We start from the raw sequence: 10,459 nt of genomic DNA on the forward strand, positions 1-10,459 counted from the left end.
AGGTGCGGCAGGGGCATGGGCTGGAGCGACCAACGACCCTGGGCCCTACCCGCGAGGGCGGTGGCTGTAGGCCGAGGACCGCAGCGCAGCGAGGACCTCGGCCCGCAGTCACCGCCCAGCCGGCGAAGCCGGCGCTTGAAAGAGTAGAGAAAGTTCTCACGGACCGATGGAACTACTGCTTGCGTGGCGCACTGCAGCGAAGTCCTCGGCACGGTCAGCTGTCGGTGCCTCATGGTGGAGTTCACCTAATGACGGGCACACACGAGGCGTGCCCAGTCACACCCGGGGTGTCCTCGCGCCCGCCGCGAACGCGTGCCTCATACTGAGGGTGAAGTAGAAGGCTCGGTGATCGAGCCGCAACTGAAGGAGTACCGAGCATGTCCGACGACCTGACAAGCATCGACCTCTTCGCGGGGTCCGGCGGCTTGTCGCTGGGGCTTCACCAAGCAGGCTGGAAGGGTATCTTCGCCATCGAGCGCGACCCCATGGCCTTCGACACGTTGCGCAGCAACCTGGTCGACAAGGACGCGCCCTATAAGGCGTATGAGGAGTGGCCCGACTGGGTCGACCAAGCCCCACACGACATCGACTCATTTATGAGCTCTCCGGAGAACGTCGAGCGCCTACGAACGCTTCGGGGCACAGTGACGTTAGTCGCAGGCGGCCCTCCCTGCCAGGGCTTCTCGGTTGGCGGGTCGCGCAACGGAGCGGACGAACGCAATCACCTTGTCCATCGGCTGCTGGAAGTCGTCGACGCCGTACGCCCAAAGATTGCACTAATCGAGAACGTCGAGGGCATCACTCGAGCGTTCAAGTCTCGGCCCCGCGAAGGCGCCACCACCTCGGTTGCAGATGAAGTTGTCGCTGCATTTGAATCTCTTGGCTACAGCGCGGACTTCGGAATCGCGAACGCAAGCCAGTTCGGCGTTCCACAGATCCGCAAGCGGGCAGTGATCATTGGCGTACGGAAGGATCTGGGCTTGTCGCCTACCGATTTCTTCCGCCATCTGGAAGATATCCAGCAGGAACACCTCCGCTCCCACGGCCTTCCGCTTGATCGCGCGGTAACCGCAGGAGAGGCACTAGGCGACCTCTTCAACGCAAAGGACCGTCAGCCGTCCCCGGACTCGCCGAAGTTTGAAACTTCAAGTTACGGGGCTCCCGTAAGCGCCTACGCAAAGATCATGCGCAAGGGCACTCTGGCCGGCGACGTGCCCGACTCACACCGTTACACAAAGCACGGCGAGCGAATCCTTGAGCTCTACAAGAGCGCCCACGAGACGCAGCCTAAGGGGCGCTTGTCTAAGAGCTTCCTTGTTTCAATGGGCACAAAGAAGGACAAGAAGGTTCTTATCGACCCTGACGCACCCGTGTCAACCATTACCACGCATCCTGACGAGTTTATTCACTACGGTGAACCACGAAACATCACTGTACGGGAGATGGCGCGACTCCAATCGTTCCCCGACGACTTCCACTTCAAGGGTCGATACACGATTAACGGACCTAGGCGGAAGTTTGATGTTGCCCGCTGTTCGCAAGTCGGTAATGCGGTGCCCCCGCTATTCGCCGAAGCGGTCGGACAAGCTATCAAGACGATGCTCGATGACTGACGGCCAGCTCACGATGCCGAACTCTGAGCAGAGCTGGGACCTCGGCCCAGTGGCCTCCTTCCTCTCATCTCGCTCGGAATCGCGCGCTGAGGCCGCTTGGGTCGACGCACTCCCTGTCATTAGCGAACGATTCGTACCGGATGCCTGGGGCGCCGACGTTAGCGTCAACCCCTATGGGCAAGGTGCGCACAGAAACCTCTACCGGGTGGAGTGCCAGAAGGACTTCCGTAACTGGCTTCAGGAAAATGGTGTGTCGGAAGAGAGATACAGTGAAGTCGTAGGGCCGATCCAGTACGTCAGCTTTCAGATTCATTTGCTTTCGCTGATGGAGCGGCCTCGGAGCAACAAAGGGTGGCGTGTGCGCGCCATAGGTTTCCCATCTCTCGGACTCATTGCCTGTGGTTTGGGTAGTCACTACCAGGGAACGCAGAATCATAATCAGATGGGTAGCGCCTCGCAACTTATTCGGACTCGCGCGCTTGAAGTAGTTTCCGGCGAGTCGAGGAAGGCCCTGGAAGACTGGCCCGCCGCAACTCCTGAACATTGGGAAGAGCGGGGACTCATGTCTGAACCCGTGCTCAAAATCGGCGACCTAGACATCTCGACATACGATGAAGGGAATGGAGCCAAGCTTAGGATGGTCCGAAACACAACGGTAAAGAAGGAATTGGCTACCTTTTTCGCCCTCAAGGGAATGACTGTCGAGCAATTTATCAACGATGGTCCCGAACATTTGGAAACCTTGCGAAGAATTGCCTTCGATCTCGGACGCCTGGAGGCATAGTTTGAGCAATCCCTTCGCCGACACAGAGTCCTTTGAACGCCTCCGCGCAGCAGCGCTCGAAGGCGTAGAGGCTTATGAGCGCTATCGTCGCAGAGAAGCGGCTTCAGCTCGCCGCAATGTGTCCCGAGTCGTGGAGATCCAGCTAGCGGCACGAGTGGAACGCATGGTGGAAGTAGCCATTGCCTCTTCGCGTGCGGTTCTTCTCGTCGGCCCTCCCGGTACCGGGAAGACCGAGATTCTTGAACAGATCGTCGACAAGATCGATCGGGACCCGGCGAGATTTGGATTCACTAGCGATGGGATCGATACCTCGTGGGTTACACCCGAAGAAGAGTGGACCTTCGAAAAGCTCGTGCTTGGCGAGACGGTCGAGAACGGCGAAATAAGCAGTGTAGAAGGCGACCTTCTCCAGGCAATAAGACTCAATCAGTGGCTGGTTCTCGACGAGACGAACAGGGCCGATATGGATCGAGTCTTAGGCGGCGTCCTCACCTGGCTTTCGGGAAAGAAAGTAAGGGTGGGCAGCAGGAGGCAAATCGATAAGCCGGCTGTGCCCGTATACCTTGATTGGATAGAGCAGGCCGAGTCCGAGGTTCGCGAGATCGATACCCCGCCTTCTATTGAGTACTCGGCAGGAACCGAGTGGCGCGTGCTCGGAACGTACAACGCAGTGGACGCGCAGCGAGTTTTCCGGATGGGCCAAGCACTTAGTCGTCGCTTCAAGCACGTGCCCGTCCCTCCCGCTTCGAGGGCTGATTTCGAACGCATCATCGCAGGCCACGTCGTAGATGAGAGTTTGTTGGACTGGTTCACAGAGCGAGTTACGCGACTGTATGCGGCGCATTTGGCGGTGGAAGACGCTCAGATCGGCCCAGGCCTGCTTGTAGACGTGCCTGCGTACGTCGAGAAGGGCTTGCAGATGGCTGCTTACGACGGTGTAAGTGCCGACAACAATCCTGTCCAGATGCGACCGGCAGGCGAAGCACACTCCTCTGAGCAGGGAGTGATGGTTGCGGCACCGGAGTCCGAAGGAGATTCAAGCGCAGACTACGGCGGGCGCAGCTCGGAATTACTTGAGGATCTTCTCGCCGAGGCGTACCTTATCTCCGTTGGCAACCTTGTTTCCAAGTATGAACCGGATCTTCTCGACGAGCTCAGTATGAGCATCGCCGCCAACAAAGCTCTGAACCCTGCCAATTGGGCTTGGGTGAAGGAGAGCCTGTTTGCGATGAGAGCTTGATGTGACTAACTCATCTGGCCTGGCGATTCATGAAGACGGACTTCTTCGAGTTCTATCAGAGTGGTCTGGAACCGGAAACCTCTTCAACGCTATCGCGGCCGTAGCGCCAGATTCTCTGGCCCGGAAGTGGTCCGCCAAGGATGTCGAACAGAGAGCGATGAGAATACTACTCCTTGAGTGCAGTCCACTCCTTCGCCGCTGGCCGAAAAATGCCAAAGGGTGGCAGGACCACCTGCCGACACTCTCGCACAGACACAGGTTCTGGTCGGACGTCCCGAAAACTCGAGTTGACTGGGGAAAGACCCGACGTCGTGGGTGGCCCCCGGACACCTTCGCGATTCGTCGGAGGCACCGTTCAACCGATCAGGGAACGCTGTCCGTACTCGCGTGGACGCTCGGCCGCCTCGAGGACGCCTTTGCTGCTTCCCAGAGCCTGGTTGGTCCGGTAGTAGATGGCCCTGAGGCGCTTGCCAGTGACGTTGAGGCGAAGATCCGCCAAACACTTCCGATCCTGGAACTCCTCGAAGAGTCTGACGAGTCCAGACCTTCACGGGAGACAATACGTGCTGTTCGAGGCGCAGGCTGGCCATGGAATGCCGTCGCTGACGTGGCAGAAGTCTTCACGGCATTGGATAGAGGCGGCTCAGAGGCGCTCGCACGACGGTTGCTGCGCCCGGACGGTTTCCCTGAGTCACTGTTCCAGCTGAGTGTTCTCGGGCTCATCCTGGATTGCGCCCAGTCCCTCGGAATGACGGTCACCAGCTTGCGTCCAATCGGCTACATGACGCGCGGTCCCGTCTATCAACTTCAGATGCCCGGTGAGGACCCTTGGGAGCTTTGGTGCGAGGCAGCAAATTGCTGGGCGGAATACGGATTAACGGACGGTTACCGTGCGCTGGCTGCCACGCTTACCTCGAGCGAGGGGTTCCCTTTCCAAGCGCGGAATATCCGCCCAGACATCCTGCTTGCGAGGGCTGGGGACCGCGCGCTGGTCCTTGAGTGCAAGTTCCCAAGCGAGAGTCTCGATCCGGGCTACGTTGCCCACGGGCAGTATCAGGCAGCGTTCTATGCTCAACAGCTCGCGCCCGCCTTCCGAGAGGTCACAGGCCTCTCGATAGGACCGCGAGAGCTCGTTCCGGTCCATCGAGAGCGCGCCCTCGGAGGAGTTACGGTCGGGTTGGCCAGTCCGGAGAGTATCACTCAGCTCGTCGCGAATTTTGTCCGACCCAAATATCGATGGGACATTGCCCGGATGTCGAAAGCTGACGCGGAGTTGGAAATACCCCCGTTAGTACACAAGGAATGACTTGCCGGAAAATATTGTTTGCAGTTCAATTTTCTCTGCGCTCCGACGCGAGTGCTTCATGATATCTGACAATCAAGACTCAGACCTCTGCAGCGGCATTAGCTCCTGACTATCGCACAGCATCCACGTTCCATCGGCGAACATAATCTCGATGGTCTCCGTGCTCGCACATCCGCTTGGGACGTCATTCATCGCGAAGACCGACTCCCCGTTTCGCTCGATAGCATTTGCGTCTCGAGTCACCCTTGAGCTGAAGGATCCGATCGGCTCCAGAGCTAAACTAGACACATCTCCATCTTCCATGGAGCGGCGCCGGCGGTGCTCGCCGATACTTCGAATAGTCATGACTGACCCCCTGTTGCGACCTCGAATGTATAGTTCCACTGAAACCGGCTTGCCCGATAAAGTGCTACCGAGTACTCAATAGGGAATGCCGAAGCAGAATATACTCGGCGTCGAACTTCGACAATAGGCTCCCCGACCGATACTTCCATTAGCCTGGTTTCGTCTGCATCCGGAAGACGTGAATGCAGCCGTTCGTCAATGGTCACGGGTTCAAAACCAACATCGGTCAAGATGCGAAATTCTCGCCAGGTGTCTGCCGGACCGGACTCCTCGCTCATCAGCAGGGTTCCTTTGGCTATTGCGTACGCATAGTGCTTTTTTAGAACTTGAGTTACGGCTCCATCGGAGTCACGAATAACGCTCACACGGATCACCAGGTCATCTCCCGGCACCATATTCAGCCGCTTCGCCATGCCCTCGTCCACGGAGGCGACCCCGACAGTCGTCAGCTCGGTAGGAACAGCGCTCTCTCCAGAGTTGGACCGTTGAACGGTGCTGTCCGAGCGCCGAGTGGTCCACTGGCTCCGGTGGTACGACGTGGATCCACCCTTCTGGAGTGGGACCTTCGGGAGGACGACCGTCCCACGACTCCTTCTCGACTGCACGCGGCCCTCGCGCTCGAGAAGCTTCAGCGCCGAGGCCATCGTATTGACGTTGACAGAGAACTCCTGAGCGAGCTCGGCCTGCTTGGGCAACGCGGACTGCTCGGGGTACTCCCCCTCATCGATTCGAGCGCGTAGCTCGTCAGCGATCTGCATGAACTTGGCGACCATCGGTCCTCACCTAGGTGTAGCTGGAGTCGTAAGGCTATCCCTAGTTGACACGGTCCGCCACCCATGCGAGGCTCAACTCAGAAGTTATCACTAGGGATAACTTCTGACGTTGTCCAATCACTAGGAGTGACCATGGCAGTCCAGACCCGTTTCCCCATCCAGATGGAGGACGTGTTCCCCCAGGGCGCATACATGATCGGTGAGGTCATCGCCGCAGATGACTTCGACAAGAAGAGGGCCGGCGAGGTCGACCCCCAGCAGCGGGACAAGATCTCGGGCCTGCGTGTCTGGCAGGTCCGGGTGCTCGATCCGGACCCCGAGAGCCGCAAGGGACAGGCCGAGGTGACCGTGAAGGTCTCCGCCGACCATCAGCCGGTACCGCCCAAGGGACCGACCACCGGCCCCTTCCGCGCAGTCGCCTTCGAGGGGCTCACCCTCACGCCGTACGTCGACACCAACGGGAACTTCCCGAAGATCGCGTACTCGCTGCGTGCCACGGGCTTTGCCGAGGCCAAGGCTTCCGCTCGCACCTCGAGCACCGAGGCGGCGTGATCATGGAGCGGAAGGCGATGCGTCTGTTCAATGTCGCTGCGATCGGGATCCTGCTCTGGCAGGTCGTCCCGCTCAGCTGGCAGCTGGCGTTCGGAGGTGCGTGAGCCATGCACACCGCTTCCCTCGCCTTCCGCTTCGGCCTCGCCGAACTGCGCTGGATCGCTACGGCCCTGTGGGGTCACGTGCGCTGGTTCCACCGGTTCTGGTTCGTCGTCGGGATGTTCACCTGGCTCGCGGCCGACCTCCTCGTGAGCTGGAAGCCCTTCGCGGTCGTAGGTGCCATCGCGCTCTACTTCGTGCTCTGGGCCCGGTTCTACCCAGAGACATACTTCAAGGCAATCTCTCGCCCGCTCCAGCGCCGGGAACTCTGGCTCGACCTGCTCGAGACCTGGCCGCTGCTCATGGAAGAGTGCGGGCTCTCCTCCATCAGCATCGATCGCGCGGGGCAGAAGCACACTCGCGTTCCCACCATTGCAAGCAAGCGCTGGCAGCGCGGCGAACTCGTCCTCATACCAGGGCTGCTAACCGGTCAAACAGTGGAGGACTTCCAGGCCGTCACGGAGCGCCTTCGAACCACGGTAGGCGCGACGAACCTCCGAGTGACCGGAGACCTCTCCCCCACTCTCAGCTTCACCTTCGGCGATGCCCTCGCCGAGACTGTTGCCCGCGGGCTCCCTGACGCCGAAGAGCCGTGGGACGCGCGCTCTGTATGGATGGGCGTCGACACGCGAGACGAAGACTGGTGGCTCCGCGTCGCAGGCACGCACACCCTCGTCGCTGGCTCCTCCGGCTCCGGGAAGGCGTCCCTGGTCTGGGGCGTCACCATCGGTCTCGCTCCCGCCATTGCTCGCGGTGAAGCACAGGTCCACGGGATCGACCTCAAGGGCGGCGTCGAGCTGGGAATGGGCAAGTACCTGTTCACCCGCTACGCCGTGACTCCCGCTGAAGCTGTGGTGGTCCTCGAAGAGGCGGTCGACGCCATGAGTGCTCGCCTCGAACGAATGGCCGGGAACACCCGCCAGCACACAGCAAGCGCCGACGAACCCCTCGTCGTCGTCCTCATCGACGAGGTCGCCGCTCTCACGTCGTACATCGAAGACCGCGACCTCAAGTCCCGCGCCCGCACCGCGATGTCGCTGCTCTGCTCCCAGGGCCGCGCCGTCGGCTACACCGTGGTCGCCTGCCTCCAGGATCCCCGGAAGGAGACGATCCCCAACCGTGGCCTCTTCACCCAGATGGTCGGACTCCGGCTCCGCGATCGCGAGGAGACCTCCATGGTCCTCGGTGACGGTGCGGTCGCTTCCGGCGCCCTCTGCCACAAGATCCCGCTCGCCTCGCCAGGCATCGGCTACGTGGTTCCCGAAGACGGCTCGGAACCGATCCGCGTGCGCGCCGCCTTCGTCGATGACGACCTGATTCGGGCTGCAGCCGAACGGTTCCCCGCACCCTCGACGATTCCCGTGATCGTCCCGGAACCGACTGAGAAGCCCCGCAGCTCACGGTCTCGCCCCCGGACCAAGCCAGACACCGAAGGAGCAGCATCGTGAGCGACACCGATCTCTACTCCCTCGACGTGGACGACCCCACCGCACTGACGCGGATGCTCTCCGACTGCTTCGAAGACTGGTCCAAGCAGGCCGCCTCGACCGGGTTCTGCTCCCGCCCGGTCCGCCTCTTCGGACAGGCCAGCACCTTCGACCGACGGACCGGGCAGCACCTCCACACCTTCGACAGCCGCGACCTGCCCGACAGCGTTCTCTACGTCCGCTGCGGCAATCGACGCGCCTCCCGCTGCCCCTCGTGCTCCCACGAGTACCAGGGCGACATGTGGCACCTCCTCTCGGCAGGCGTCTCCGGTGGAGATAAGGGGGTTCCCGAGAGCGTCTCCACTCACCCGCTGGTGTTCCTCACCCTGACAGCCCCCTCGTTCGGCACTGTGCACTCGTCGACTCGTCCCGGTGTCCAGCCTCGGCCGTGCACCGTCAACGCTGCGCCGGGGGTGTGCGAGCACGGTCGCCCTCGTCGCTGCACGGAGCACCACGACGTCGATGATGCTCGGGTCGGTCAGGCGCTGTGCCGGGACTGCTACGACTACGAGGGGCAGACGGTCTGGCAGTGGCACTGTCCCGAACTGTGGCGGCGGTTCACGATCCGGCTGCGCCGCCTCGTCGCGGCTCACCTCGGCATGAGCGAGAAAGCTTCGAGGGATCTCCTTCGCGTGCAGTTCGCCAAGGTTGGTGAGTATCAGAAGCGCGGGGCGATCCACCTGCACGCACTCGTGCGGCTCGACGGCGCTCCGACGGACGAGGAGCCCTTCCCTTCCCCCTCTGTCGACGTCCCCGCCTCCTGGCTCGCAGAGCGCTGTCTCGAGGCCGCGCGGGACGTCGAGGTCGATGCTGCTCCGGTCGACGCCTATGACTCCGCTCGCGTGCTCCGCTTCGGACGTCAGGCCGACGCTCGGCCCGTTCAGCGCCACACCGACGAGGACGGCGACGTCTCCCCCGAGATGGTGGCCGCCTACCTCGCGAAGTACGCCACCAAGTCAGCGGGTGATGTCGCCACGGAGGGCACGCCAAATCGCCACCTGAAGCAGCTTCGCGAGACCTGCCTCGAGCTGTGCGGCCGGGCGCTCCTCACTGACGGGTTCTCCAGCCCCTATGCGCTCCTCGGGAAGTGGGCCGATGCCCTCGGCTTCCGTGGGCACTTCGCCAGCAAGTCCCGTCGATTCTCGACCACCCTCGGCACGCTCCGCGACGCCCGGCGGAAGTACCACCGTGACCGCGAGCAGCTCGAGACTCGCGAGAACCCCGTGGCTGTCGACGACTCCCTCGACGCCGTCGAACACACCGTCGTGCTCAACGAATTCCGCTTCGTAGGCCAAGGCTGGCTCACCCCCGGCGATGCCGAACTTGCCCGTTCCGCCGCTGACGCAGCACGCGAGTGGAAAGACGCTCGCCGCGCTGCACGTCAACCCCACGAGAAAGGAAAGAATCATGGAGAAGCTCTGCTTCACAGCTGACGAGGTCGCTGATCGGCTCAGCGTCTCGAAGACCCGGGTGTACGACCTGATGCGCTGCGGTGAGCTGCCCAGCGTCAAGCTCGGTCGCTCCCGACTGATCAAGGCCGTCGATCTTCTCGCCTACGTCGAGAATCTCGAACCGGCTCCCGTCGTCGCATGAGCCGCTCGAACGGGGAAGGCAGCGTCTACCGTCGCCAAGATGGTCGATGGACAGGCGCTGCCTACGTCCTCACCCCGGAAGGCACCCGCAAGCGCAAAGCCGTCTACGGGAAGACCCGCAAGGAGGCCTACGACAAGCTCGCCGCGCTTCAGGACAAGTCCCGCGCCGGCATTGCTGCCACTCCGAGCCGGCTCACGGTGAAGGAGTTCCTCGAGACCTGGATGCGGGACGTCCAAGAGGCACGGCTCAGCCCCGCGACGTTCCAGACCTACGAGGGGTACATCCGCAATCACCTCGTCCCCGTACTGGGTGCGAAGCGGCTCGGCCAGCTCACGGCGTCGGACATCCGCGCCTTCCTCGCGATCAAGTCACGTGAGGGGAAGAGTCCGGCCACGGTCAAGCAGCTGCACGCGATCCTGCGTTCGGCGCTTCAGCACGCGATGCGTGAGGACCTCGTGCCCCGAAACGTCGCGAAGCTCGTAGTCGTCCCCACGCCTCCGAAGCAGGACGTCGAGCCCCTGACGCCCGACGAAGCCCGCAAGCTCCTCAAGGCTGCTAAGGGGAGCTCCTGGGAGGCTCTGTGGACGCTGTACGTGGGCCTCGGCCTCCGTCGCGGCGAAGCACTGGGCCTCCGCTGGGGCGACATCGACCTCGAGAACGGTTACCT

The 10,459-nt window shown here is 61.9% G+C and carries 9 protein-coding genes; 8 read left to right on the forward strand and 1 reads right to left on the reverse strand.

Annotation, left to right across the window (positions count from 1 at the left end; translation table 11 throughout):
- Positions 1 to 377 precede the first annotated feature (377 nt).
- The 3 genes from ACT3SQ_RS15140 to ACT3SQ_RS15150 are packed head-to-tail and all read left to right on the forward strand — an operon-like array spanning position 378 to position 3,637.
- Positions 378 to 1,613 carry a DNA cytosine methyltransferase gene (locus ACT3SQ_RS15140; RefSeq protein ID WP_444601302.1) on the forward strand — a complete coding sequence of 412 codons (1,236 nt, stop codon included), beginning with the start codon at positions 378 to 380 and terminating at the stop codon, positions 1,611 to 1,613.
- Positions 1,606 to 2,397: a hypothetical protein gene (locus ACT3SQ_RS15145; protein WP_444601303.1), complete on the forward strand. Its 792-nt coding sequence runs from the start codon at positions 1,606 to 1,608 to the stop codon at positions 2,395 to 2,397. Before ACT3SQ_RS15140 ends, ACT3SQ_RS15145 begins: the two co-directional genes overlap by 8 nt.
- A 1-nt stretch (position 2,398) precedes the next feature.
- The gene (locus ACT3SQ_RS15150; RefSeq protein WP_444601304.1) at positions 2,399 to 3,637 is read left to right on the forward strand and encodes an AAA family ATPase; all 1,239 of its coding nucleotides are present in this window, start codon (positions 2,399 to 2,401) and stop codon (positions 3,635 to 3,637) included.
- 1,647 nt (positions 3,638 to 5,284) lie between these two features.
- On the opposite strand, the gene ACT3SQ_RS15155 is transcribed toward ACT3SQ_RS15150, so the two are convergent.
- Positions 5,285 to 6,061 carry a GntR family transcriptional regulator gene (locus ACT3SQ_RS15155; RefSeq protein WP_444601305.1) on the reverse strand — a complete coding sequence of 259 codons (777 nt, stop codon included), beginning with the start codon at positions 6,059 to 6,061 and terminating at the stop codon, positions 5,285 to 5,287.
- A gap of 132 nt (positions 6,062 to 6,193) precedes the next feature.
- On the opposite strand from ACT3SQ_RS15155, the gene ACT3SQ_RS15160 reads away from it, so the two are divergent.
- The 5 genes from ACT3SQ_RS15160 to ACT3SQ_RS15180 form a co-directional block, all read left to right on the forward strand.
- A complete protein-coding gene (locus ACT3SQ_RS15160; protein WP_444601306.1) occupies positions 6,194 to 6,613 on the forward strand; it encodes a plasmid replication, integration and excision activator in 420 nt (139 codons plus the stop codon).
- Positions 6,614 to 6,720: 107 nt separating this feature from the next.
- The gene (locus ACT3SQ_RS15165; protein ID WP_444601307.1) at positions 6,721 to 8,160 is read left to right on the forward strand and encodes a hypothetical protein; all 1,440 of its coding nucleotides are present in this window, start codon (positions 6,721 to 6,723) and stop codon (positions 8,158 to 8,160) included.
- Entirely contained in the window at positions 8,157 to 9,632 is a 1,476-nt protein-coding gene (locus ACT3SQ_RS15170) for a replication initiator (protein WP_444601308.1), read from the forward strand. Before ACT3SQ_RS15165 ends, ACT3SQ_RS15170 begins: the two co-directional genes overlap by 4 nt.
- Positions 9,607 to 9,792 (forward strand): helix-turn-helix domain-containing protein, encoded by a 186-nt coding sequence (locus tag ACT3SQ_RS15175; protein WP_206424813.1) that lies wholly within the window; start codon positions 9,607 to 9,609, stop codon positions 9,790 to 9,792. The genes ACT3SQ_RS15170 and ACT3SQ_RS15175 overlap by 26 nt, the downstream gene beginning before the upstream one ends.
- Positions 9,789 to 10,459: site-specific integrase (locus ACT3SQ_RS15180; protein ID WP_444601309.1), on the forward strand; the 671-nt coding region annotated here is incomplete at its 3' end. The genes ACT3SQ_RS15175 and ACT3SQ_RS15180, both read left to right, overlap by 4 nt.

The sequence above is a fragment of the Brachybacterium sp. AOP42-C2-15 genome, from assembly GCF_052377065.1.
Taxonomy (GTDB): domain Bacteria; phylum Actinomycetota; class Actinomycetes; order Actinomycetales; family Dermabacteraceae; genus Brachybacterium.

What these genes read in the sequence shown, in the direction of transcription:
- ACT3SQ_RS15140 (WP_444601302.1), top strand. Translation starts at nt 378, where the DNA reads ATGTCCGACGACCTGACAAGCATCGACCTCTTCGCGGGGTCCGGCGGC.
- ACT3SQ_RS15145 (WP_444601303.1), top strand. Translation starts at nt 1,606, where the DNA reads ATGACTGACGGCCAGCTCACGATGCCGAACTCTGAGCAGAGCTGGGAC.
- ACT3SQ_RS15165 (WP_444601307.1), top strand. Translation starts at nt 6,721, where the DNA reads ATGCACACCGCTTCCCTCGCCTTCCGCTTCGGCCTCGCCGAACTGCGC.
- ACT3SQ_RS15175 (WP_206424813.1), top strand. Translation starts at nt 9,607, where the DNA reads ATGGAGAAGCTCTGCTTCACAGCTGACGAGGTCGCTGATCGGCTCAGC.
- ACT3SQ_RS15155 (WP_444601305.1), bottom strand. Translation starts at nt 6,061, where the DNA reads ATGGTCGCCAAGTTCATGCAGATCGCTGACGAGCTACGCGCTCGAATC.
- ACT3SQ_RS15160 (WP_444601306.1), top strand. Translation starts at nt 6,194, where the DNA reads ATGGCAGTCCAGACCCGTTTCCCCATCCAGATGGAGGACGTGTTCCCC.